This is a genomic window from Xylanibacter brevis ATCC 19188 (assembly GCF_000621725.1).
GTDB classification, from domain to species: domain Bacteria; phylum Bacteroidota; class Bacteroidia; order Bacteroidales; family Bacteroidaceae; genus Prevotella; species Prevotella brevis.
Map to the genome: position 1 here is coordinate 196,886 of NZ_JHXM01000002.1, position 25,129 is coordinate 222,014.

15 protein-coding genes are annotated in these 25,129 nt (G+C 50.9%); 4 read left to right on the plus strand and 11 right to left on the minus strand.

All coding sequences use genetic code 11. The features are described from left to right. Positions 1-40: 40 nt before the first annotated feature. The 3 genes from clpB to T433_RS0101695 all read left to right on the plus strand — a co-directional run bounded on the left by clpB (position 41) and on the right by T433_RS0101695 (position 6,643). Entirely contained in the window at positions 41-2,548 is a 2,508-nt protein-coding gene (gene clpB / locus T433_RS0101685) for an ATP-dependent chaperone ClpB (protein WP_027454607.1), read from the plus strand. A gap of 126 nt (positions 2,549-2,674) precedes the next feature. After that, positions 2,675-5,266, plus strand: a complete 2,592-nt coding sequence (locus T433_RS0101690) for a DUF5686 family protein (protein ID WP_044109000.1) — start codon at positions 2,675-2,677, stop codon at positions 5,264-5,266. Positions 5,267-5,314: 48 nt separating this feature from the next. Next, entirely contained in the window at positions 5,315-6,643 is a 1,329-nt protein-coding gene (locus T433_RS0101695; protein ID WP_027454609.1) for an inositol-3-phosphate synthase, read from the plus strand. Positions 6,644-6,670: 27 nt separating this feature from the next. Here the strand turns inward: T433_RS0101695 and nagB are convergent, their stop codons facing one another. The 11 genes from nagB to T433_RS0101750 form a co-directional block, all read right to left on the minus strand. Continuing rightward, a complete protein-coding gene (gene nagB, locus T433_RS0101700; protein WP_027454610.1) occupies positions 6,671-7,465 on the minus strand; it encodes a glucosamine-6-phosphate deaminase in 795 nt (264 codons plus the stop codon). Between the two features lie 24 nt (positions 7,466-7,489). After that, positions 7,490-8,971, minus strand: a complete 1,482-nt coding sequence (locus tag T433_RS0101705; RefSeq protein ID WP_027454611.1) for a M6 family metalloprotease domain-containing protein — start codon at positions 8,969-8,971, stop codon at positions 7,490-7,492. 93 nt (positions 8,972-9,064) lie between these two features. Next, complete coding sequence (locus tag T433_RS0101710; RefSeq protein ID WP_027449169.1) at positions 9,065-10,714, minus strand: fumarate hydratase; 1,650 nt, start codon at positions 10,712-10,714, stop codon at positions 9,065-9,067. Positions 10,715-10,797: 83 nt separating this feature from the next. Continuing rightward, positions 10,798-11,199, minus strand: a complete 402-nt coding sequence (locus tag T433_RS0101715) for an FMN-binding protein (protein WP_027454612.1) — start codon at positions 11,197-11,199, stop codon at positions 10,798-10,800. Between the two features lie 84 nt (positions 11,200-11,283). Then, on the minus strand, positions 11,284-12,807 hold the full coding sequence (locus T433_RS0101720; RefSeq protein WP_027454613.1) for a DUF6850 family outer membrane beta-barrel protein: 1,524 nt from the start codon (positions 12,805-12,807) through the stop codon (positions 11,284-11,286). Next, on the minus strand, positions 12,797-14,014 hold the full coding sequence (locus tag T433_RS0101725) for a DUF4876 domain-containing protein (protein WP_027454614.1): 1,218 nt from the start codon (positions 14,012-14,014) through the stop codon (positions 12,797-12,799). The genes T433_RS0101720 and T433_RS0101725 overlap by 11 nt, the downstream gene beginning before the upstream one ends. Before the next feature lie 4 nt (positions 14,015-14,018). Further along, positions 14,019-16,703: a TonB-dependent receptor gene (locus tag T433_RS0101730; RefSeq protein ID WP_044109002.1), complete on the minus strand. Its 2,685-nt coding sequence runs from the start codon at positions 16,701-16,703 to the stop codon at positions 14,019-14,021. Between the two features lie 72 nt (positions 16,704-16,775). Further along, positions 16,776-17,519, minus strand: a complete 744-nt coding sequence (locus tag T433_RS0101735; protein ID WP_027454616.1) for a heavy-metal-associated domain-containing protein — start codon at positions 17,517-17,519, stop codon at positions 16,776-16,778. Positions 17,520-17,595: 76 nt separating this feature from the next. Further along, positions 17,596-19,545 carry a glycoside hydrolase family 97 protein gene (locus tag T433_RS0101740; RefSeq protein ID WP_027454617.1) on the minus strand — a complete coding sequence of 650 codons (1,950 nt, stop codon included), beginning with the start codon at positions 19,543-19,545 and terminating at the stop codon, positions 17,596-17,598. 17 nt (positions 19,546-19,562) lie between these two features. Continuing rightward, complete coding sequence (locus T433_RS0101745; RefSeq protein WP_044109004.1) at positions 19,563-21,419, minus strand: rhamnogalacturonan lyase; 1,857 nt, start codon at positions 21,417-21,419, stop codon at positions 19,563-19,565. 133 nt (positions 21,420-21,552) lie between these two features. Beyond that, positions 21,553-23,922, minus strand: a complete 2,370-nt coding sequence (locus T433_RS0101750; RefSeq protein ID WP_081778311.1) for a TlpA family protein disulfide reductase — start codon at positions 23,920-23,922, stop codon at positions 21,553-21,555. A 220-nt stretch (positions 23,923-24,142) separates the two neighbouring features. Between T433_RS0101750 and pepI the strand changes: the two genes are divergently transcribed. After that, positions 24,143-25,024: a proline iminopeptidase gene (pepI, locus tag T433_RS0101755; RefSeq protein WP_027454620.1), complete on the plus strand. Its 882-nt coding sequence runs from the start codon at positions 24,143-24,145 to the stop codon at positions 25,022-25,024. The last annotated feature ends 105 nt before the right edge of the window (positions 25,025-25,129 follow it).

A 25,129-nucleotide genomic window follows, 5' to 3' on the forward strand; every position in this document is an offset into this window, starting at 1 on the left:
CTTGGGTAGAACGAATTAAATAATTGGAAAGGAGAATATTATGACATTTGAAAAGTTTACAATCAAAGCGCAGGAGACTATTCAGCAGGCTGTGAACATAGCTCGCAAGAACAGTCAACAGTCCATTGAGCCTGTTCACTTGTTGAAGGCTCTGATGGATAAGGCGCAAGACATCACCAACTTCGTGTTCCAGAAGTTGGGTATCAATGTGCAGCAGTTAGACGTGCTGGTTTCGCAAGAGCTCCAGCACCTGGCACGCGTGCAGGGCGGGGAGCCCTATTTGTCGAACGACAGCCAGAAGGTTTTGCAGAAGGCGGAAGATTTTTCTAAAGAGATGGGCGACGAGTATGTGTCTTGTGAACCCATTCTTTTGGCACTGCTTGTAGTTAACTCAACGGTGAGTCGTATGCTGAAAGATACCGGTGCTAACGAGAAAGACATGCGTCAGGCCATTCTGGAACTGCGTCGTGGACAGAAGGTGCAAAGCCAGAGTGCAGATGACAACTATCAGTCGTTGGAGAAGTACGCCAAGAACCTGGTGGACCTGGCCCGTGCAGGAAAGCTCGACCCAGTGATTGGTCGTGATGATGAAATCCGTCGTGTGCTGCAGATCCTCTCACGTCGTACGAAGAATAATCCTATTTTAATAGGTGAACCTGGTACGGGTAAAACGGCTATTGTGGAAGGACTGGCTCAGCGTATCGTACGTGGTGACGTGCCAGAGAACTTGAAAGATAAGCAGCTCTTCTCGCTTGACATGGGTGCTCTGGTGGCTGGCGCGAAGTATAAGGGTGAGTTCGAGGAACGCCTGAAGAGTGTTGTCAACGAAGTCACGGCTTCTGAGGGCCGCATCATCCTGTTTATCGATGAGATACACACCTTGGTAGGTGCAGGAAAGGGTGAAGGCGCTATGGATGCTGCTAACATTCTGAAACCTGCGTTGGCACGAGGTGAACTGCGTTCTATCGGTGCTACGACGCTCAATGAGTATCAGAAGTATTTTGAGAAGGACAAAGCGCTGGAGCGTCGTTTCCAGACGGTGATGGTGGATGAGCCGGATGAACTCTCGGCCATCTCTATTCTGCGTGGTCTGAAAGAGCGCTACGAGAATCATCACAAGGTGAGAATACAGGATGATGCTTGTATTGCAGCCGTACAACTGTCGGAACGCTATATCACAGAGCGTTTCCTGCCGGATAAGGCTATCGACTTGATGGATGAGGCTGCTGCCAAGTTGCGTATGGAGCGCGACTCGGTGCCTGAGGAACTGGACGAGATTATGCGTCGTTTGGCTCAGTTGGAGATAGAGCGGGAAGCAATCAAACGTGAGGGTGATCAGCCTAAGATCGCTCAGTTGGATAAAGAGATTGCAGAACTGAAAGAGCAAGAGACGCAATTCCGTGCCAAGTGGGAAGGCGAACGCCAACTTATTAATAAGATCCAACAGGATAAACAGGAAATGGAGAACCTGAAGTTGGAGGCTGAGCGTGCTGAGCGCGAGGGCGATTATGGTAAGGTGGCAGAGATCCGCTATTCGAAACTGAAGGTTCTGGAGGATGATATCAAGGCTATTCAAAATCAGCTGTCCAGCGCACAAGGCGGCAACTCGCTGGTGCGTGAAGAGGTTACGGCCGATGATATAGCTGAGGTGGTGAGCCGTTGGACGGGCATCCCCGTGACCCGCATGATGCAGAGCGAACGCGAGAAACTATTGCATCTGGAAGAGGAACTGCATAAGCGTGTGATTGGTCAGGAGGAGGCTATCACGGCCGTGAGTGATGCTGTGCGTCGTTCACGTGCAGGACTGCAAGATCCCAAGCGACCGATTGCTTCATTCATCTTCCTTGGTACCACGGGTGTTGGTAAGACGGAGCTGGCAAAGGCACTGGCAGAATACCTGTTCAATGATGAGACGATGATGACGCGTATCGACATGTCTGAGTATCAGGAGAAACATACGGTCAGCCGACTCATTGGTGCGCCTCCGGGATATATCGGTTATGATGAGGGTGGACAACTGACGGAGGCAGTGCGTCGCAAGCCTTATAGCGTGGTACTCTTCGACGAGATAGAGAAGGCACATCCCGATGTGTTCAACATCTTGTTGCAGGTGCTGGACGACGGTCGTCTGACTGATAACAAGGGACGTACGGCCGATTTCAAGAACACCATTATCATAATGACAAGTAATGCTTCGCGCGAGCAGCTCCGACTGAACATGCGTCCCGAGTTCCTGAATCGTATTGACGAGATCATCACCTTCCAGCAGTTGTCGAAAGAAGAGATAGCTCAGGTGGTTCGTCTGCAACTAGGACGTGTACAGAAGATGTTGGAGCCACAAGGTTTCCAGTTGCAAGTCAGCGATCATGCTGTGGCATGGCTGGCGGAAGAGGGCTATGATCCCGACTTTGGAGCACGACCCGTGAAGCGAGCTATCCAACAGTATCTGCTCAACGACCTGTCGAAGAAGATTCTGGCAGAGGAAATAGACCGAGAAAAACCGATTGTGGTCGATGAGTTTGGAGATGGATTGGTGTTCCATAACTAAAAAAAGACGTTTGGTTTTCTGAAAAAAGTAAAAAAGAACACTTTCCGTGACGGAAAAGTTTTGCGCAAAGCAAATTAATTGCTAACTTTGCCGCATCATATGAGAAGGATAACACAAAGATTAAGAATGTCAGCCATCTTGCTAATACTGCTGATGCTGATGGTAGCTGTTGAAGCACAGGCTCAGATTACGGGACACGTAATAGATGCCGGTAATGGTAAGCCTGTTTCAATGGCTAGCATCATTTATCGCAGCAACAAGGTGGCTGTTCGCGCTGATAGCTTAGGATATTTTAAGATTGAACGTCATCATGGATGGCGATTGACGGTCAGCGCTGTTGGCTATAGCCCCAAGGTGATAAATATAGATAATAAGACGCCTGCGAATCTGATTGTTCGTTTGAAGCCTAACTCGAAGGTGCTTGAGGAAGTGAAGGTCAGTTCGAAGAAAAGATCGAAGTACAGTCGTAAGAACAACCCTGCTGTAGAACTGATGAAGAAAGTGATTGCCGCAAGGAAGAAGACCGATCTGAAGAATCATGACTATTATCAGTATAACAACTATCAGAAGATTATGTTCGGACTGAACGATCTGAAGTTGGATACCCTCGAGTCGAAACTGTTTCAGCGTCACCCCTGGTTGCTTAATCAGGTGGAGGTGAGCTCCTATAACAATAAGCTCATATTGCCACTGTCGGTAGAAGAAAAGGTAACGCAGGAGATCTATCGTCGCGACCCGCATACAGAGAAAAGTATCATCAAAGGTGAGACGTCAACGGGTGTCAACGACCTTTTCCAGACGGGCGATATTATCAATCAGGTAATGGCCGAATGTTTTACGGATATCGACATCTACGAGGATGATATCCGTCTGTTCCAATATCCGTTTACCAGTCCTATCGGAAAAGACGCTATAGCATTTTATCGTTATTATATCTCGGATACTACGATGGTAGGCACTGATCGTTGTATCATGCTTGACTTTACCCCCAACAATCAGCAGGACTTTGGTTTTCGTGGTCGTTTGTATGTGCTTGATGACTCCAGTTATCAAGTGAAGCGTTGCGAGCTGACCATTCCGAAGACTACCAGTGTGAACTGGGTGGAGAACATGCAGAGCATTCAGGAATACACCAAGCAACCTAATGGCGACTGGGTCCTGACGGTAGATGACATGATGGTGGAACTCTATCTCTCTAAGCTATTGTCGAAGTTCATTGTGGTGCGTACGACACGCCATAGTGACTATGATTTCACAGAGGTGCCGCGCCAGTTGTTGAGAGGTAAGAAGAAAGTGCTAAAGGATGCCTATGCCGAGATGCAAGATGATGATTTCTGGGCTAAATATCGCCAGGTAGAACTGACAAAGAGTGAAAGCTCAATGGATAGTTTTGTGAAGAACCTGCAGCAGATCAAAGGATTCAAGTATGCCATCTTTGCTTTGAGAGCTCTTGTAGAGAACTTCGTAGATACAGGCACTAAGGACCATCCATCGAAAGTGGATATCGGACCTATCAATACGATCGTTTCCCAGAATTTCTTTGATAAGTGGCGCTTGCGTGCTTCGGCCCAGACAACGGCAAACCTGCATCCGCATCTGTTCTTGAAAGGCTATTATGCCCGTGGTATGGAGTCGAATCAGAACTACTATGATGCACAGCTCACTTATACGTTCAACCGTCCTGGCTATCTGCCTCGCGAGTTTCCGCGCAAGGCGATGTACTTCGAGTCCATGCGCGACGTGATGTTGGCCAGCGATAAGTTTATCCAGACCGATAAAGACAACCTGTTCACCTCACTGAAGTTTGCCGAGATGGACAAGATGTTCCTCTATAACAGACAGCAGCTTGGTATTGACTATGAGATGGAGTGGGGACTGAAGCTCTTTGGTAATGTAAAAACTGAAAAGCTACAGCCTATAGGCAATCTGTCGTTCACCAAGCTTGAGGCTATTAGTGATCATAATACGCAGTACTTTAAGCAGCCAAAGATGACCGGCTTAGGCCCTCAGTCTATGCGCTATACCGAAGCTACTGTGGGATTCCGACTGGCTCCTGGCGAGACCTTCATCAATACCAAACAGCACCGTTGGCCGCTCTCACTTGACGCGCCAGTGTTCCGCTTGCAGCATACCATGGGCTTCGATGGCGTGCTGGGTGGACAGTATCGTTATAACTTCACTGAGGGTGAGTTCTACAAACGCTTCTGGCTGCCCATGAACTGGGGTAAGTTTGGCGTCAGAACCAAGTTTGGTGCCCAGTGGAATCAGGTGCCTTATCCCTTGCTGATTATGCCTGTAGCTAACTTAGGCTATGTGCTCGAGGACGAGACTTTCAACCTGATTAATAATATGGAGTTCCTGAACGACCGTTACATCTCTGTGATGGCCGACTGGGACCTTAACGGCAAACTGTTTAACCGCATTCCTTTCCTCAAGCGTCTGAAATGGCGCGAGTTTATCAGCGCTAAGATGTTGTGGGGAAGCTTGTCGGATAAAAACAATCCATTCTTGGCAGAGAACCAGTCGAGCGATGTCCTGATGATGTTCCCCGAGGGTAGTCATGTGATGGATAAGAGCCGTCCTTACTGGGAGGTATCTGTAGGCATACACAACATTTTCAAACTCCTCCATGTGGAGTATATTCGACGACTCAGCTATAATGAGTTGCCCACCGCTCATAAGCAGATTGTGAAATTTACGTTTAGGGCGTCATTCTAAGATAGATAATAGTAAGTAATGTTTATTTAACCAATACAAATTAAAACAATGAAACAATCAACTGTAAAACCAGCCGAGGGTAAACTCGGCATCATGGTTGTGGGTAATGGTGCTGTCGCCACAACTTTCATGACTGGTGTTCTGATGGCTCGTAAAGGCCTGACTAAGCCCATTGGTTCTATGACGCAGTATGACAAGATGCGCGTGGGCCGTGGTGCTGATGCAAAGTACTTGAAGTATGATGAGATCGTGCCAATGGCCAAGCTCGATGATATTGTGTTTGGCTGTTGGGATGTCTATCCTCAGAATGCTTTCCAGAGTGCTATGTATTGCGAGGTGCTCAAGGAAAAGGACATCATGCCGGTACGTGAGGAACTGGAGAAGATCGTTCCCATGCCTGCCGCTTTCGACAAGAACTATGCTAAAAGACTTGATGGTGACAACGTGAAGGACTGCAAGACACGTTGGGAGATGGTAGAGCAGTTGCGTGAGGATATCCGCAACTTCAAGGCTGCCAACAACTGCGCACGTATCGTAGTGCTCTGGGCTGCTTCTACCGAGATCTATGTGCCCGTTTATGAGCCTGTACATGGTACACTTGAAGCACTCGAGAAGGCTATGAAGGCCGACGATCGCGAGCACGTGGCTCCCTCTATGTGTTATGCCTATGCTGCCCTTACCGAGGGTGCTCCCTTCATCATGGGTGCTCCCAACACCACTGTCGATATTCCTGCTATGTGGGAGTTGGCTGAAAAGACAAAGATGCCTATTGCCGGTAAGGACTTTAAGACAGGTCAGACATTGGTGAAGAGTGGCTTCTCGCCCATTATTGGCACACGTTGCCTGGGCTTGAATGGTTGGTTCTCTACCAATATCCTGGGCAACCGCGATGGTCTGGTGCTCGACGAGCCTGCTAACTTCCGTACGAAAGAGGTTTCCAAGTTGTCAACCCTCGAGACCATCCTGCGTCCTGATTTGCAGCCCGACCTCTATGGTCATGGCAACGATGAGGACACACAGTATTATCATAAGGTGCGCATCAACTATTATCCCCCTCGCAACGACAATAAGGAAGGATGGGATAATATTGATATCTTTGGCTGGATGGGCTATCCCATGCAGATCAAGATCAACTTCCTCTGCCGCGACTCTATCTTGGCCGCACCACTCTGTCTGGACCTCTGTCTGCTGAGTGACTTGGCTGCTCGTGCCGGTCGTTATGGCATACAGCGCTTCCTCAGCTTCTTCCTGAAGAGCCCTATGCACGACTATACAAAAGGCGAGCTCCCCGTCAACCACCTCTATCAGCAATATACGATGCTGAAAAATGCCATCCGCGAAATGGGAGGCTACGAGGCTGACGAAGAGCTCGACTAATATGGTTCTTAATAACCTGCTGTTTGACTACAGCAGGTTATTTTTTTCTATATCCTTGAAGTAACGATAGGTACCAACCTTCAGTTCTTCGCAGGCAGCATCATCTGCCACGATGATGCCGTGCTGGTGCATCTGCAGTGCACTGATAGTCCACATGTGGTTCACGCTTCCTTCTACGGCAGCTTGCAGAGCGCGACATTTAGCATGACCGTTTACCAGGATCATCACTTCCTTGGCAGCCATCACAGTTCCAACACCTACGGTCAGAGCGGTCTTAGGCACCTTGTTGATGTCGTTGTCAAAGAAACGACTGTTGGCAATGATGGTATCGGTGGTCAGCGTCTTCTGACGTGTACGGCTGCTCAGGCTTGAACCTGGCTCATTGAATGCAATGTGACCGTCGGGACCTATACCACCTAAGAAAAGGTCTATGCCGCCGGCTTCCTCGATCATCTGTTCGTAATGAGCACACTCGGCATCCAAATCCTTGGCGTTACCATTCAGAATGTGGATGTTCTCTTTGGGACAGTCGATATGGTCAAAGAGGTTCGAGAACATAAATGAGTGATAACTTTCGGGGTGATCTTCAGGCAGTCCTACATATTCGTCCATGTTGAATGTCACCACATTCTTGAACGATACTCTTTCATCCAGATAGGCTTTTACCAAGGCTCTATACATGCCGATAGGCGAAGAACCGGTAGGAAGTCCTAATACAAAAGGCTTTTCTTTTGTAGGGTTAGCAGCGTTAATTCTCTCAATCACATGATTTGCTGCCCATTGTGACATCAAATCATAATTAGGTTCAATAATTAATCTCATGATTTTTACAGTTTTGTTTGGTTGCTATTTTACGAATTTAATCATTTTTCCGTCTTCTCTTCTTAGGATATAAATCCCTTTCTTACTGTTTTGTTGGCGTAAAGTGCCGTCTAATTGATAGTAAAGTGCCACTTTACGGTCGTTAAATGGGTGCTTTACTTCCAGTATTTCGGGATCACCTCCCATGAAGTTGAACGAGATGAGGCCATCTTCCGTCATTCGTATATCCGTAATAGGCTTAGACAGTAGGTTCTCGCCTGCAGCATTTCTGGTAATCATCACGCTGGCGGGCACCGACGTATTTGTCAGGCTGTCGTTCCTCAAAGAAATAGAATCTGTGATACAGGGGTAGGCAGAAGAGCTAAGGTGATAATTGTTTCGCCTGCGGCTATTCTGATAAGCGCTCCAATCTCTTTGTTTCAGCAATTGTTCCCATTCGCTGAAGTCCAGGTCGTCGGCATTCACAAGCTCATAGTGCAGTTGGCCTTCCGTGTTGTTTACGGTATTTCCTGCCCATTCGTTGGGAAGGTAATAGACGTGATAGATCACCAGTCCTTTCCCTGGCAATCCTGCATCCCATCCTTCCCATTGCCTGTTTTCCAAAAGGTAAAACTCGTCGTCCGAATGGCTGATTTTGTAGCACTCACCACCTTGCGAAATAGGTTTCAGGTTGACGATGCTTGTCGGATTGGTCAACTCAATAGGCTTAGCCCATCCCAGCAGCATCTTCTGCATGGGAGAGTAGTTGGGCGGGCACCATCCGTAGTTTGTGAAGTTGCCACCGTCCATCAGGTCCCATTCATCGACGGCAGAATACCGCCAACCATTCACAGGGTAAAGGTCGGGTAATCCCAAAAAGTGGCTGTATTCATGACAAATAGTGCCTAAGCCGTAAGAAGCGTTGTTAGGCCATATCTCTCCGCTGCAAGTATAGTCTGAAAGTTGATAGCCGCTTTTTGTGGTAATGGTGGTGTCTAAAAAGCTGGTGTGTGGCCAGATGTGGCCCCAGCATAAGGGACTATTGATATTGCCACTGGTGCCTGCATATACAAAGATGACTTGCTCTATGCTCTTGTCGCCGTTCCAGTCATATTGACTAAAATCCAAGTCTGCATTCTCTGCCACAAAAGCATTCAGGGCTTCTCCTAAGGCTTCTTTATTATAGTCTTTGGTGTTTTCTGTCGGGTTCTTTCTGCGTTGTGCTTTCTGTGAAACCTCATAAGGACCAAAGACATCGAATTTTAGGTTTAATAAGCCATTCGACTGTTCACGGAAATAGTCGGCAATACAACCTTTGCCATCACGCTCGTTGAAGCCATGAGCATTAAAAAGCGAGTCGTAATAGGCTTTGGTGTGATTTTTAGTGAAGTAGGTAGAGTCGCCTTTGAAGTTCAAAAGCACTACCGGGTGTTTATACACACGAGTGGAATCCCAATCCTTTTTGATAGGAGGAAGCTTCTTTCTTGCACGGTGCTGATGCGTTGCTTCTGTATCGAAGTCTGGCATACAGCCACCTCTCTCAACGTTCTGCGCCGTGAGAAGAAGGGGAAAAATTGCCCCTATCAAAAAGGCGGGAATCCTTTTCATGTGAGCTTGATATTATTTCTGACAGGGTGTCCAGGGCTTCAGTGTCTGGAAGAAGTCGTTGCCCTTATCATCTACAAGGATGAATGCGGGGAAGTCTTCTACGTCAATCTTCCAGATAGCCTCCATTCCCAGTTCGGGATACTCTACGCATTCGATGCTTTTGATCGAGCTCTGTGAGAGAACGGCAGCCACGCCACCGATGGTACCTAGATAGAAACCGCCGTGCTTCTTGCAGGCATCGGTCACTACTTGTGAACGGTTACCCTTGGCAATCATTACCAGCGATGCACCGTTGTCCTGGAACTCGTCAACGTATGGATCCATGCGGTTGGCAGTTGTTGGGCCCATCGAACCACAGGGATAACCCTCTGGTGTCTTAGCAGGACCAGCATAGAGCACGGGATACTTCTTGAAGTATTCGGGCATGCCTTCGCCAGCATCCAGACGAGCCTTCAGTTTAGCGTGGGCAATATCGCGAGCCACGATGATGGTACCCTTCAGGTTAACACGAGTGCTGACAGGATACTTAGACAGTTCCTTGCGTACAGCGTCGATACCCTCATTCAGGTCAATCTCGATACCCTTAGAACCCTCACCAGGCTTAGCATATTCTGCAGGAATCAGTTCGCAGGGGTTAGAGTCCATCTTCTCCAGCCAGATACCGTCCTTGTTGATCTTTGCCTTGATGTTGCGGTCTGCCGAGCAAGACACACCCATACCGATAGGACAGCTTGCACCGTGACGGGGCAGACGAACCACGCGGATGTCGTGAGCCAGATACTTACCGCCAAACTGTGCGCCGAGTCCAATTTTGTGGGCCTCTTCCAGCAACTTCTTCTCCAAGTCAATATCGCGGAAGGCGCGACCTGTCTCATCACCTGTAGTGGGCAGTGAGTCGTAGTACTTGATAGAAGCCAGCTTCACCGTCAGCAAGTTCTTCTCAGCCGATGTACCACCGATTACAAATGCGATGTGATAAGGAGGACAAGCAGCTGTGCCCAGTGACTTCATCTTCTCTACCAGGAAGGGGATCAGCGTGCCTTCGTTCTGGATTGTAGCCTTGGTCATGGGGTAGAAGTAGGTCTTGTTGGCCGAGCCACCACCTTTTGCCACCATCACGAACTTGTATTCAGCACCCTCAGTGGCTTCAATGTCAATCTGTGCGGGCAGGTTGCAACGGGTGTTCACCTCGTCATACATGTTCAGAGGTGCGTTCTGTGAATAGCGCAGGTTGTCCTGTGTGAAGGTGTTGAACACACCCAGGCTCAGCGCTTCTTCGTCTTCAAAGCCAGTCCATACCTGCTGACCCTTCTCACCGTGGATAATAGCTGTACCCGTGTCCTGACAGAAAGGCAGAACGCCCTTAGCTGCCACATCGGCATTGCGCAGGAATTGCAGCGCTACATACTTGTCGTTCTCTGAGGCTTCGGGATCGTTCAGGATCTGAGCCACCTGCAGGTTGTGCTCGCGACGCAGCATAAACTCCACGTCGTGGAAAGCCTGCTGTGCCAGCAGTGTCAGTGCTTCCTTAGATACTTTTACAATCTCTTTGCCTTCGAACTGGCTGACGCTAACGCCTTCCTTGCTCAAAAGTCTATACTCGGTCTTATCCTCGCCCAACTGAAACATTGGGGCGTACTTGAATTCAACAGGTGTTGCCATAGCTTTTATAATTTCATATTGTATTTGTTACAGAGGGCAAAGTTACGAATAATCTTCGAAACTCCAAAACAAACACACACTTTTTACTTGTTCTTCTTATAGTACTCCAGTGCCAAACGAACATTGTCCTTCACGGCTTCCGACGAGAACGTGGCACCAGTGACGCCATCAACTTTTGCATTCAGTGCATCGTTCACTTTCATACCATTCCATTTGCTGAGCATTTCGCGCTTCACTTTGGCAAAGAACTTAGGCGTCTCCTGGTTCTTCAGTGCCTCAATCTTAACCACTTTGTTTTTTTGAATATAGACTTTCAGCGGTGTTGCACCTACATATCCGGTCACTTTTTTGCCCAGGGTGGTGGTGTTAATCACGTACATGCCGTCCTGTTTGGTCATCACTTCCTCGGGTTTCGCACTTTGAAACATGGTAGCCAGCATCAGCAGAGCTGCTGCGCTGACAAGTGTCATCTTTGTTTTCTTCATTTTATCCTTTTTTCTTAGTTTATACAATCATTTTCTTGACGGGCTCAAGGCCTGTCGGTTTAATATCTCAGTTGCCAAAAAATCTTAATTATAGAGTCCGATGCTCAGTCCTATACAGCGACAGTCCATCTGTCCGTTAGCCCTGACATAGCTTCCGTAGGCACGCACAAACCACCAGGACGTCTGTCCTTTCAGCGTCAGTGGGAACTGATAGCTCACAGCCACTTTCCCTGTCCAGTAGTTGGCCCGGTAGTAGTTCATGTCGGTTAGCAACACCTGTTGGGCATAGTCCGTGTCAGGGTCTGCCAGGCTAAGTGCAGCTTCTTGTGACAGGAAACCGCCTACTTCGGCATCTATCCAAAGCCTTTTGCCGATGGCGGTGCCACCTTCTGTCAGTAGCAACGTGCCTCCGTGTGACAGTCTTGATGTGGGCAACAGGTACTTGTTCTCGTTGTCGTTGAGGGAAATAGAGGCTCCGAAGTAGGCTTTCTCATCTTTTTGACTGGTCAGATGCGCTCTGTAGCGCATGTTTGCCTCGAAACAATTCACCTGGTAACGCTTCTTGAAGGTCATCAGGTTCGTATAATAAAAAGAGGTGAACCCCGTCTTTGCATCCTTTTCCTGTTGCAGCTTCTGCCGGTATTCGTCGGCATAGGCTTGGCGATAGCTCACATGAAGATCCAGCTGATGAAGCAGACGGCCCTCCTTGCTGCGGTGGTGTGCATCAAGTGCATAGGTGAATCCGGTGAAGCGTCCCGGTTCATACTTATATTGACCATACACATACTCGTTGTCTCTCGCTATGCTTGCAGCAACAACGGAATGTCCATCCGCATGTCGATAGCCATAGCTAATCTCTGCTGCAAAGGTGTGATCCACCCATTCACGTGCGAAACTGCTATAACCGCCAGTCGTTCCCTCGGCATGTTCCATGCCCGTCATCAGGTAATACTTCAACGTGGGGTCTTGCTGCACGGTGGTGACGCCTGTGATTTTCTCCTTGCGGCGCTGGTAGCTGGCGCTGAGACCAACGGTGTGCCTTCCCATGGTATGCACGACCGATGGTGAAAGCTTGTAGTCCAGCAGTTGCGAGCGGGAACGCGGATCGCGCAGGCGGCTCAGGTCGCCCACCTTGTAGTCCAGTCTGAGGCCGTAGCGCCAGTTGTTCAGGTCAACTGTTCCTAAAGCAGCTGTGAAGTCAAAGTCCTGAAAGTCGTATTTCCCCTTGATGGCGCTTCCTGCCATGTATGGGTTCGCATCGTAGGGGCGCATCACGTCGCACCATGCTCTGTTCTTCTCTCTGCCATAGTCGAAGTCAAAGCGACCATAGCCGTGCAGGTATTTGCCAATCGTCTGATAGCGCTCCGTCTTGAATCGCAACTGGTTCGTCGGCAATCCCTCCTGCACCCGTTTATAGTCGCCGCTCTGATGATCGGCGTTAAAGAGCGCATAGCCCCTGTTCTCCGTAGAGTCCAGTCCCAGTGCAGCCGCATTGTTGGTCAGTCTCCATGCCTGTGTAGCGTCGGCATAGCGGTAGTTGTTCTCCTGTGCCTGTGAATATGCAGCCAGCAGTGCCAGTAGTGATAGTGTCAGTCGTCTATTCATCATATTCACGGGGTTTAATAGTGGTTGAAACTTTGAAGTCGTTCAAGCTGTTGTTCGTGTCCATCAGTATCTTGTGACCATCGGTGGCAATGCTTTCCGTACGACGATACACCACCTCGCCGGTATAACCGTTGGTGGCTTCAATATGGGCGTAGCCGGCATCGATGTCGGTATAGAGACGCTTCGCACTGATATCCACGCCGGTGGCTTTGTTCTTCAGATAGTCCACACCGTCGAGTACCAGTTCGCGAGGCACCATCAGGTACATCATGCCCGACGTCTTGCCATAGGCATAGTCGCGCTTCCAGTCGGTCAGGTCCTCGCTGGTTCTGAAGATGATCACGCCGCAAGGACCGCCCTGCACCAGGTTCATTGTTGCGTTGGCGTTGGTCGATGAGAAGGCAGTCAGCAGTGCCGGCGTGGCAGGGTTGTTGACGGTTTTTCCCGTGGCGTCTTTCGCTTCGAAGTCGGCACCGCTCAGGTCGTGCTCAGTTGCGTTGATGTCACTGTGGTCCGTCGCACTGTTGGTAATCAGTATCGTACCACCGGGAGCCACGGGGTAGGGCTTGTCGGCAGGAATCTGGAACACCTGCTTCACCACCACATAGGCGTCGTTGTACACCTCATGCAGGTTGTCGAGCGTGAAAGGCTGCGGGTTCGTCGAGTCAAGCAGTCCGATATACAGGCCACTGGCATCCACCGTCTCATCGGCCTGGTTGTAGAGTTCCAGATACTTACCGGCCATATAGTTGCGGTTGTTCTGGTCTTTCGAACCAGCCGAGGCTATCTTGCTGATCACAATATCGCGCTTGATGGCCAGGAATGTAGGCAGCACGATGGGTTTACCTTGTTGCGCATCCGAGATGAGCTGTTCGTTCAGACTGCCCGACACGGTGCATCCGTTGGCTGTCAGCACGTGTCCTGTCAGTTGTTCATATTGCGCCTTGCTGATCGACCACGAGGTAGATATGCCATAGATGTCGGGTATCAGTGCCTTGAAGGTGGCAATGCCGTTGGCATCTGTTTGTGCAGTCAGAGTCTTGTCGCCTATGGTCATCACGATGTCATGGCCCTCGTAGTCATGGCCCTGAGTAAATTCTGCCGGCATCTGCAGTTGCACCTGTGCGTCGATGGCGTGGCTCACGTCCTGATAGTCAACGCAGGCCACGAGCAGTATGGTGGGTAAAAGGGCTAGTATATTCTTCTTCATGTGCTTATAAGTTCAGATAAAGTTCGGCACCAAAACTCATGCCAACATTTCGCTGACTCAGCGTGCTGGTGTTGTTGCCCTTCATGTAGGGCTCGTAGTAGAGGGCGTTGTTGACGTAGAACGACAGTCCGCCCACCTTGCCCAGTTCCTTTGTCAGACGCGCCTGCAGGTTCCAGGTGACGGGTGCCTTCGAAGGCTCGTTGTCACTGACGCGTATCAGCAGGTCCTGTATGGCCACGCTGCTTTGTCCGGTAGGCTTCGCTGCATAGTATTTCGCATCCATGCCCAGGTAGCCGTTCAGCATCTCGCTGGTGATGTCATGACGCTGCAGGTCGTTGTCAATCCATCCGATGGGGTCTTTGTCGGCCTGATAGCTGGAGTGCCAGTCTTGCCAGATGGCCTGTGCTGTGAGCGAGGCCACCATACCCAGTTCTGGGATGTGTGTCACCGTGCGCAGTGTGGTCACAAAGCGGCGGTATTTCGAATAGTCCAAGCCCGAGGGATAGATCACCTTGAAAGGCGTTGTGCCGATGCTCGAATAGGCTGTGGGCAATAAGGCCGCCTTGGGCGACTGGCTGTTCAGGTCGGTGGACCATGTCTTGGTCTCCTGCCAGGCACCGCTCAGGTAGAACGAGGTGCGCAGCATCTTCACCGTGCCAAAGTCCATGTCGGCTTCCACACCGCGGTTCACGGTGGTGTTCGTGTTGCCTATCTCGCCTGTTGTCATGGCGATGATGTCCTGACGGTCGTAGCCTCTTGTGAAGTCATAGTTGCCACTGGCATCCAATGGGGGCACGGTGGCAAAGTGGTTGACGGCATAAGTGAAATAGTTGGTCACCGGACCAAACCCGTTGGGTGTCTTGTCACGGTAGGCCAGCAGCGACAGTTTCTTGCCGCCACGCAGTTTGAAGTCCACGCCCAGTTCCACTTTCGTAGTGGTGGCATTCTTCATGTTCTTCGAGTAGGCCACCTCATAGACCTGTGTGTGGTAGGCCAGCAGTTGTGCCGAACCGTCTTGTGGCATGTAGTTGGCCGACACACGGTCGTTGTATTTCTTGTCAGGATAGAGGTAGCTCAGTCCGGGCGTTTTCGAGTTCATGCCGAAGCCGGCACGCAGGTCCAGCCACTTCGTTACGGTGAAAGAGGCGTTGATACGAGGTGAAAGTGCCGTTGTTGCCACCTTGCCAAAAGGTTGCAAGGCCGTGAAGCGCACACCGGCAGTGGCCCTTAGTCGGTTCACCTTATTAATATTCCACGTGAACATGTCCTCGGCATAGGCTGCCAGTTGGTGTAGGGCAGGGATGTCGCTGAAGGCACGCGGGCGTCCGTCGCTGTTGGGGCGCAGCGGATAGCGCTCGTCGCCGTTGTAGTAGCCGCGTCCGTTGTTCCAGTCGTAGTGATAGTCAACGCCAATCTTAAACGACTGGCGAGTCTTCCCCGAGCGGAAGAAGAACTGATCGCTCACCTTGGCGTAAATATTTCCAGGGCGACTCTCCGTGATACCTGTCGCCAGATAGGAGCGAGTCTCAAACGGCACCACGTAGTAGCCAGTCTCTGTGGCCGTGATGATGGGCAAAAGTCCCGAGCTGACGCTGGCAAACGACGCGTTGCGACTGTCGTTCTGCGTCAGACTGACACCGATGGTATAGGAAACGGTGCGTGCCAGCAACTTGTTCAGTTGCAGTTTGCCGTTGTGTGTCAGCGAGAATGTCTGGTTCTTCGACTCCGAGTAGGTGCCGTCGGCAATGGCATCGGGATCCTTGCCCGTCCAGTCTTTGGCCTGCATGTAGCGCACCTTGGTGTTGGTGTGCCAGCGGCTGTTGATGTCGTAGCCCCATCCCAGGGTGGCCGTGTAGCGGTGGAACGAGCGCGTCTTCATGCGTGGGTCGCCCCATGCCTGTGCGTAGTCCAGACTGCCGTTCACCACGCCCATCTTGCCGATGTTCTCACCCTTGCCCAGGCTGTAGTTCATCATGCCTGGGTTGATCTTGCTCTTAAACTGCCAGGGGGTGACGCCCACCTTCGAGTGCACCACCACCAGTCCGCTGGTCAGGTCGCCATATTCCGCCGAGGGAATACCTCTCACCACTTCCACCTCGTCGATGTCGTCGGCAGCCACCTGGCGCAGGTCGGTACCCGTGAAGGCCGCCGAAGAGAACGAGCCTTGCTGCAGAGCACCATTGTTAGACATGGGCACACCGTCAATCACAATGCTCGAGCCAAAGGCAGACGTGTTGTTGTTCACCAGCTGTCGCAACTGCAGGTTCGAGGCCGATGTCAGGTCGTTGTTGCCCATCAGTTGGCCGGGCACCAACTGCATGATATCTGCCAGCGAGGTGGCCTGCAGGTGGTCGATGGCCTGTCGGCCAATGACGCTCGATGTCGAGGCACCGCTGATGTTCTGGCGAGCGGTGACGCTCACCTCCTTCAGTGTCAGTGACGCCTCTTCCAGCTCCACCTTCATGGCGAGGTCCTTGCCGTCCACGCGTACTTGTATCTGGCGGGTCTGAAAGCCCACGTAGCTCACTGCCAGCGTGTATTGTCCGTTGGGCACGTTGCTGAGCACGGCCACGCCCTCCATATTGGTCACCACGCCCAGTCCGATGGGGTTCAGCATGACGGTACCCATGATGATGGGCTCATGACTTTTCTTCTCCGTCACGGTGATGCGTATGTCGGCAGCCGTCATGGCCACTGCACACAGCAGCAGTAATGAAAATGATAGTAATCGCTTCACGTCTCTGTGGTCAATACTGATTGGTTACTCTTTGCACGTGTGTGGGGCGGGCAGTGTGGCCTTGATGCCAGCGCTGCGCAGTCCTTCCAGCAACTTCTCCTCCGTGGTGTACTTGTTGGCATAGGTGATAGCCAGCGAGTGCTTCTGCTTGTTGGCGTTGGCATCGTCCACCGCCTCCAGCGAGAGTGCCATCTCGATGGCTTCCTCGACGTCGGTGTCTTCCGGAATCAGGAAGTAGGCAAAGCTGATGTCCTTGCTGGTGTAGTAGTTCACGGGCGTAAATCCCATCTCGCCCAGCACTTCGCGGATAGCTGCCTTGCACGTGCGGTTGGCATCGTAGCGGAAGAACACGTAGTGGCTGTCCACATGTGCCGCTATGCTGTCGATACCCACCATGCCCTCCATGCGTTTCATGATGCGGTTGGCACAGTTCTGACAGTGCATGTCGCTCATCTGCAGCCCCATGCCGCGCAGAATGGTGTCATTCTCGTTGTAGGGGGATGCCTTGTAGCGCGTACCTTTCAGTATAGACTTGATAGAGTCGGGACTGATCTTCGTCTGGTCGTAACTAATCGTAGCCGTTCTTTTCTCCAGGTCGAACGACAAACTTTCCACACCTTTTTCTTTGAGCAGCCTGGTCTTCACCTTGTGTGCACACTCTTCGCATCTCATCCCTTTGATGCGGATGGTGAATGCGTCTGTATGGTCCTGTGCAGACATGCATGCTGGCATCAATAGCACAGCAAGCGAAAGAAGTAATGTTTTCATAGTTTTTACATTTATTTGGTGCAAAGATACATATTTTATATGTAAGTGCGGTGCGAAATTTGATTTTTTAACTAAATCAGAAGACCACGAAACCACCGTTTGGCTGCACGGTGATGTTCAGTTTTCCCTTCTTCAGGGCCTTGTTCGCAATGCGTGTGATGCTTGTTCCGGTGATGTGTCCTTTCTTGTCGGCCTGGTCGTTGAGCAGCATCTGGTATCCAGCGATGTCGAGTGTCAACTTTAGAGGCTCCTTCTGGGCGTTGAGGCCTGCGATGTACCAGTCGTTGCCGTGGCGACGGGCCAGCACGACATATTTGCCGGGATAGCCGTCGATGAAGCGGGTCTCATCCCATGTGGTGGGCAACTGCTTCAGGAAGTCGAGCTCGTGCTGAGGCAAGTCTTCGAGGTTGTTGGGCTGAACGGCCACACACTGTATGGCAGCCTGATTGATGAAGCCGGTGGCTATCTCAAAACCGTCGGTGGTCTGACGCTGGTGGCGACTTTTGTTGTCGCGACTCATGTATTTGTTCATGATCACGCCACCCCAGTCCATGGTGCCCACGGCGTTGCGACAGAAGGGGTGCATGGTCAGTTGGAAAGACTCCTGTGCAGCATGGTAGTCAGAGAAATACACATTCTCGGAAGCCAGCACGGCCTCGCTCGACACATAGTTGGGATACATGCGCTCCCATCCGCGGGGCAGCGTGCAACCGTGGAAGATCACCTGAATGCCATAGCGGTTGGCATCGTAGAGTATGTCCTCATAGAGCTTCATGGTTTCCTGCTTGTCGCCACCAAAGAAGTCCACCTTAATACCTTTTACGCCAATCTCTTTCAGCCAGCGCATCTCCTTGTCGCGGGCCATGTTGGTGTCCATACATCCGCGTGGGGTCTGTGGCGCGTCGTTCCAGTGACCATTCGAGTTGTACCACAACATCAGGGCCACGCCCTTCTCCTGTGCATATTTCGACAGTGCGGGCATGCGGTCGCGCCCTATCTGCGTGTCCCAGCAGCCATCCACCAGACAGTATTCGTAGCCCATCTCGGCAGCCAGGTCGATGAAGGCAATCTGGTCGTCCCAGCAAACGGAGTTGTCCTGCCAAATCAGCCAGCTCCAGGTGTAACGTCCCGCCTTGTAGTCCTCTGACGGTTCGTAGAGCGGTTCCACCACGTCATAGGGGATGGTGGTCTCTACAATAGGTTTCAGAGTCTGTCCCACGGTGATGGTGCGCCATGGCGTTGTGCCGGGAAGCATGATGCCTGGCTGTGCCGAGCCGTTGCCGTTGTTCTCCTTAGCATCGGGGAAGGCAATGGTATAGCCCTTGCCTGCTTCATAGTCAGAGAGGTGCGAGCCGCAATATTGACTGCTGACGCCTGTTTCAGAGATCAGCACCCAGCCCTTGTCGCCCTCATGAAACAAGCAGGGGAAGGTGTAGCCCCGACCATATTGCGACTTCACGTTCATGGGCGCATCAGCTTTGTATTCCTCTTCGTAGCTGGGCTTAGTGCGCTCCCATCCGGTAAACGGACCAATCTGCGGACAGATAAACGTTGTGGTTTGTTCGGGCAGCAAGAATGCCGTCGCTTCCTCTGTGATGAACGCACATTTAGGATTGTCGTTCTTCTGACGTGGAATGCTGTAGCGGAAAGCCACATCGTTGTCAGATACCGAGAACTGCACCGTGAACTTTTGGTGCTTGGCATTCTCCAGGTCAACGTCCAGCTGTGTGGCCACATAGTGCATCTTCGACTGTTTGACCTGTCGCATCTCGTAGCTGCGGTCCACTGGCGTGGCCTTTGTGTTCAGGATCTTCAGTCCCTGGGTGAAGTCGGCAAAGTCGGTCTTCAGTCCCAGTGCCGATGGCAGCACCATCTGCTGTCCGTCCAGAGTGACAGCATAGGTGGCACATCCATTTTGGTCGTTGATTTCTACGGTGAGTTTTCCGTTGGGTGATGTCACTGTTGCTTCGCGTGCAGACAGCATTAAAGGCATCATCAATGCCACTGTCAGTATGATTCTTTTCATAGTCAGGTATGGAGTTTTTATTTTACGTAGTCTTGTTTGTCGGGACCAATATAGTAGCCAGGTTCCGAAGGTTGGTTGTAGCCCACGTTCTGCGTGGCCACCGACAGGCGGTAGGGGATGTCGCTCATCAGGCTGTTGATGCGATAGCTCGTGGGGATGGTGGTGGTGTAGATGCGCAGTTCGCTGGAGTCCTCGTTGCGTGCCATCACCTCCTCGCGCCAGTCGCCCAGGATGTCGGCCGCCAGACAGGGGTTCGACTTCGTGCCGTTGTTGAAGCGGATGCCCTCAAAGCGTTTCACCAGGTCGATGTTCTTGGTCTCCCAATTATATTTCGTGACGCTCTCATGATCCAGCAGTTCGCGCAGCAAGTCGCCGTCCCACCAAATGCCGAAGTTGATGCTCAGCCAGCGTCCCATCTTCATGCCCAGCCTGTTTTGGTGCTGTGGGTCCTTGGCATCCTGTGCCGTGGCCATCACGTCGCCTTTCATGTTGCGAATGCCGTGGCTGTCGCTGCTCCACAGCTCCCATCCGTAGTTGGTGGGGTCGATGTCGGCAGCCATGGCGCGGCCCACGTCGCTGGTGCTTTTGATCTGAAACACCACCTCGCCCGTCCTGGCATCGCGCAGGTCGCTGCCGTCTCGGCGGTTCTCGTGGCAATCCCAGATGTAGAGTCGGTCGGTCAGTGGATCGGGCACCAGGTGGATGGCGTCACCATGTCCCATGCCCGTGTTGTAAAGGCCTTCGCCGTTGTGGTCCACAGCCATCGACCCATAGGTTATCTCGTCCCAGCCGTCGCCATCCACGTCGGCGATGCGCAGGTTGTGGTTGCCCTGTCCGGCATAGTCGTTCCACTGGGCATCGTCGGTGTCAAAGGTCCAGCGGTTCTGCAGCTGGTGCCCATCCCAGTCCCACAGGGCAATGACGCTGCGGGTGTAGTAGCCACGACAGAAGATGGCGCTGGCCGTGTTGTGGCCAAAGTAGCCCACACCAGCCAGGTAGCGCTCCGAGCGGTTGCCGCGGTCGTCGCCCCAGGCGCTCAGTTTTCCTCTTCCGGGCATGTAGGGCTTGGTGTCCATCACCTCGCCGGTCAGACCGTTGAACACGCTGATATACTCAGGTCCCTCCAGGATGCGTCCGCGCAGTTCGCGGTAATCCACCGCCGCGTCGCCTATCACGTGGCCTTGGCCGTCGCAGGTGCCGTCGGCCGTCTTCACCATCAGTTCGGCCTTGCCGTCGCCATCCAGGTCATAGACGATGAATGGCGTGTAGTGTGCGCCGCTGCGTATGTTCTTGCCCAGGTCAATGCGCCACAACCGCTGTCCGTTCAGTCGGTAGCAGTCTATCAGTGTGGAGCCCGTATAGCCATCGTGCGAGTTGTCGTGCGAGTTGGAAGGATCCCATTTCAGGAATATCTCGTATTGTCCGTCGCCATCCACGTCGCCCACGCTGGCATCGTTGGCCGTATAGCTGAAGGGCCTCCCGTCGGGTGTTGTACCATCGGCAGGTTTGTCAAGTTTCACAGCCACGTAACCATGTGGTGCTTCGCTGCGCAGTGTAAACAGCCCGTTGGCTGCTCCACCGCGCACCTCGTAGATGTTCACTTTGTCCAATGGAGTGTTGTCCACAAAGCAGGTGCCACCTTCGGTCAGTGGCTCTTTCGTTAGCAGTTCACCGTTCTTATAAACGTAAAAGGGTTCGTTTTTGCGGTCGCCTTTCAGTGTGCGCCAACTCAGAAACACACTGTTGCCGTCGCGTACAGCCACCACACCTCTGTCCAGGCTGTCTGTGCGCAACTTCTGGTCATCGTAAGCGCATTGCGCTCCGGCGCTCAGGGTCAAGAGGGCCGCCATGCTGTTCAGTAGAAAAGTTTTCATCTTGTTTGTAATGTTAGCTTTCAGTTTTCAGCTGCAAAGTTACATGATTATTTTTAAAAGATGACGACTTTTCTGCTTTTTTGTTGTCTGGTGGCGTGCTTTAATGTTTGAAAAAGAATCCTTTAGTTGAGCCCTATCGCATTCGGTATATCTGTTGTTCCAGCTCGTCGAGGTCGATCGGATCAATGTCTGCGTCAAGGAGCTCACCATTCTGATTAAACAGCTTGTAGGTTGGCCATGTATGCACATTCAAATAGCTCTCAATGGCTTTCTGTTGCTCATCAGGCAGATTGTAGTGAGCCACGTTTGGTCCATAAACCTGATACTCCTTGATAACATTCTCCCATGATTCCTGTGGACTATGGTTGGCCAGATAGAGATACTGAATGTTGTGGTCTTTCAGTCTGGCATACTCTTCACCAGAGTGCGACAGTCTCTCCTTGCAAGGGCTACACCAGGTGCCCCAAATGTCGAGCAGCACCATCTTTCCTTTATAGGGCTCCAGGATTTTCTTGAGTAATGCTTCGCCCTCTGTGATGCCGGCAAGATGGTCTGCCGATTTCAGTACCTGCTTGTCAAATTCTCGATTTTCGATGGCTAGATAGTGCTTGTTGGCCTCCTCTATCAAGGCAGTGCTGTAAGGGTTATTAATGATGGCTGTCATCGAGTCTAAGACAGTTGGCGTTAGCGATGAATGGTCATGCTCAAAGGTATTTAGTACAGTTCGTGTGAGCCAGACGTTCTTGATAAATGGATCAATACCCATTGAGTCAAGAAGATATGACTCTTTTTCCATTTTATGTAGGGTGTACATGCTGTGAAGGAACTTTTGAACCTTTGGTCTGTTCAGGATCTGATTAATATCTCTGATCAGTTCAGCATTGTCGGCATTGATTTTTTCTGCCAGTTTTTTCTTTTCTTCATTGGTTGGAGCAGCATTTATTTTCGCATTTGCCTCGTTAATCCATTTACTCCAGCGTGTCAGAAGGGCCTGCTCCTCATCGCTGGATGTAATATCGTTGATATAGTCAGCAATCAGCAAAGAAGTTGGTTTTGAGTGAACTCTTAGTACATCATCCAGATAATCGCGCATAAAATAGCTTAGAGAGGAATGCAAAGTGTAGGGATGCTCGAATTTAGTCCAGAAGGTGTCGTGAGCATAGCGGCGGGCATTGTCGGATAGCATGAAATTACGCATTCTGAAACGTGCCTGCCCGAATGATTGTGCATGATTAGTCAGCATGTTTCCTTTACTGAAAATACGATAGCGTGAAGACAGGGTAGGGTGATGCTCGCAGAAAGCGTCTAATTGGGCCGTTTGAACCTTTAAGAGACTGTCAACCGATGTCATATACTGCTCGAGCTCTTCATCGCTAGCGTGTCCTGCTCCTTCTAAACCAATATAAAAGTTGTTGGAATCCCAACAGGGTGGATACTTGATAAGTTCATTTTGTAGCCTACAGTCGTCGCCCATAAAGTAACGTCGCCCCTCCTTGTAGTCATACAGCAGAAAGTAGGTCTTGCCGGGTTCAAGCATGGTATAAAAATTGCAACGATTCCAGTCGCATAGAAGCTCCGAACTGTTTAGCAGAGGTATTTTTATCATGAATCGGCCCTTTTCATCCAAGTCGGCATTGACAGTTTCTTCATTATCGGTATAGATATTCCCGTGGCAGATGCCAAAGGTGTTCTGGGGTTTCATGAAGTCGGGCATGTCTTTAATCCAGCCTATGAGTGTCACAGTGTCGGTTTTATAGTCTGTATCCACAAAGTCGGTTCGCATGTCCTTTGTGGGGTAGTCGGGCATGTAGCGAGAGGTTATCATAGCTAGTTCTTCTTTTTGGTTGCCCATCTGTATGGTGCGTATGCCTTTCTTGTTCTTTCCAATGCTGACTTTCACTATGTCATTGCCATTCTGCATGACGATGTCAGCCTCGCCTGTCTTTTGGTTCACGCTGCACTGTCTATAGTCCCAGAACTTACATTGGTAGATGGCGCAATCATCCAGAAATGCTATTTTCCAGTTGCCCTGTTTGTCGCTCCAATACGAAGGGAAAAGCTGTTTCCAGCGTTCTTCTGCAGGTTTGATGCCTTTGATCTGATATGTCTCTTGATTGTTGCTGGCGAAAAAGTCGAAAGCCTTTGTGCCTTTTGGAAGTGGTGGGAAGTGGATGGCTAGTTCGTATAGTCCTTTTTCCTTGGTTTCTTTAGGGTCAATCAACACTCTGTAAAAACGTTTTTCGCCCACTTTTAGATAGGTGTCGCCTGTCAGTTGGAAGGCGTAGTCTGTTTCTGCTTGGCGAAGACGTGCTGTGATGTGTACCATCGTCTCGTCGGTTTTCAATTCCACCTTACTTACGTCGAGGTCGAGCAGAAAATTACCATTGCCGTAATGGCTTCCATACTCAGTAGAGGGATTTTCCCACACGGTTGTTTTAACTTTTGCCCGTCCTGTTAGGGAGAATAGTAACAGAAGGGCCATGATGACAGCATATTTATTCATTATTATTCAGGTTTTGGTTGGTAATGTTTTTTAGTAGTGCAAATGTAGTAATTTAATAATATATGGTACGTACATTTATAATTTTATTAGGTTAGTTTAACTATTTTGTACTTCCGTTTCGCTGTCAACGATGTATTTTTGCGTTTTTTCTTGTTAGTATTCAAAATAATTTGTATCTTCGCAACGTCAATCGATTAATTACTAAGCTACTATTAACAACATGAATCATCGTATTACTGAAGGCTATATGCCGTTTCTGGACTATCAGACCTACTACCGCATCGTGGGAGAACCATCCGACAAGGCGCCCTTGTTGTTGCTGCATGGCGGCCCGGGCAGCACGCACAACTATTTCGAGGTGCTCGACGAGCTGGCCGACACGGGCAGACAGATCATCTCCTACGATCAGATAGGCTGTGGCAACTCCTATCTGGACGGACATCCCGAGCTGTGGACACTGCAGACGTGGATAGACGAGCTCATGGCCATCCGCGAGCATCTGCATCTGCGCGAGGTGCACCTGCTGGGACAGTCGTGGGGCGCCATGCAGGCCATTGCCTATGCCATCGATCAAAAGCCTGTGGGCGTGAAGTCGCTGATTCTCTCCTCGGGTCATGCGTCCAGTTCGCTGTGGGCCAGCGAGCAACATCGGCTCATCACCTATCTCTCGGAAGAAGACAAGGCTGCCATCCGCAGGGCCGAGGCTACGGGCAACTGGGATGACCCCGACTATCTGCGTGCCAACGATCATTACTTCGACCGCTTCGTGACCAGCACCGATGCACTGTCGCCCGAGTGCCTGACGCGCCCGAAGCGTGCAGGCAGAGAGGCCTACCTCTATGGCTGGGGCCCCAACGAGTATCAGCCGTTGGGCAGTTTGAAGGACTTTGAATACACCAGCAAGCTGAACCAAATCACGCAGCCAACGCTCATCTGCAGTGGCACGCAAGACATCTGCACACCCGTTGTGGCTGCTTCGCTCTATGAACACATCCTCAACAGCCGTTGGCATCTGTTCCGCCGCTCGCGACACATGTGCTTCGTCGATGCCCACCGAGAGTATTGCCAAGTGCTGACGGCGTGGCTGCAGGAGCACGATTAAACATTCATTTAAGCCCATTCTCATGCCAGTAGTGCCAGTATTGCGTGGCAATAGTGGCACTATTAGCAAGCAATAGTGGCCGTTTTGCGATGCAATTCGGTAAGT

Excerpts from the sequence above, each read along its gene's own strand:
- clpB (WP_027454607.1), top strand. The coding sequence starts at position 41 with ATGACATTTGAAAAGTTTACAATCAAAGCGCAGGAGACTATTCAGCAG.
- T433_RS0101690 (WP_044109000.1), top strand. The coding sequence starts at position 2,675 with ATGTCAGCCATCTTGCTAATACTGCTGATGCTGATGGTAGCTGTTGAA.
- T433_RS0101695 (WP_027454609.1), top strand. The coding sequence starts at position 5,315 with ATGAAACAATCAACTGTAAAACCAGCCGAGGGTAAACTCGGCATCATG.
- nagB (WP_027454610.1), bottom strand. The coding sequence starts at position 7,465 with ATGAGATTAATTATTGAACCTAATTATGATTTGATGTCACAATGGGCA.
- T433_RS0101705 (WP_027454611.1), bottom strand. The coding sequence starts at position 8,971 with ATGCCAGACTTCGATACAGAAGCAACGCATCAGCACCGTGCAAGAAAG.
- T433_RS0101710 (WP_027449169.1), bottom strand. The coding sequence starts at position 10,714 with ATGGCAACACCTGTTGAATTCAAGTACGCCCCAATGTTTCAGTTGGGC.
- T433_RS0101715 (WP_027454612.1), bottom strand. The coding sequence starts at position 11,199 with ATGAAGAAAACAAAGATGACACTTGTCAGCGCAGCAGCTCTGCTGATG.
- T433_RS0101720 (WP_027454613.1), bottom strand. The coding sequence starts at position 12,807 with ATGATGAATAGACGACTGACACTATCACTACTGGCACTGCTGGCTGCA.
- T433_RS0101725 (WP_027454614.1), bottom strand. The coding sequence starts at position 14,014 with ATGAAGAAGAATATACTAGCCCTTTTACCCACCATACTGCTCGTGGCC.
- T433_RS0101730 (WP_044109002.1), bottom strand. The coding sequence starts at position 16,703 with ATGACGGCTGCCGACATACGCATCACCGTGACGGAGAAGAAAAGTCAT.
- T433_RS0101735 (WP_027454616.1), bottom strand. The coding sequence starts at position 17,519 with ATGAAAACATTACTTCTTTCGCTTGCTGTGCTATTGATGCCAGCATGC.
- T433_RS0101740 (WP_027454617.1), bottom strand. The coding sequence starts at position 19,545 with ATGAAAAGAATCATACTGACAGTGGCATTGATGATGCCTTTAATGCTG.
- T433_RS0101745 (WP_044109004.1), bottom strand. The coding sequence starts at position 21,419 with ATGAAAACTTTTCTACTGAACAGCATGGCGGCCCTCTTGACCCTGAGC.
- T433_RS0101750 (WP_081778311.1), bottom strand. The coding sequence starts at position 23,922 with ATGAATAAATATGCTGTCATCATGGCCCTTCTGTTACTATTCTCCCTA.
- pepI (WP_027454620.1), top strand. The coding sequence starts at position 24,143 with ATGAATCATCGTATTACTGAAGGCTATATGCCGTTTCTGGACTATCAG.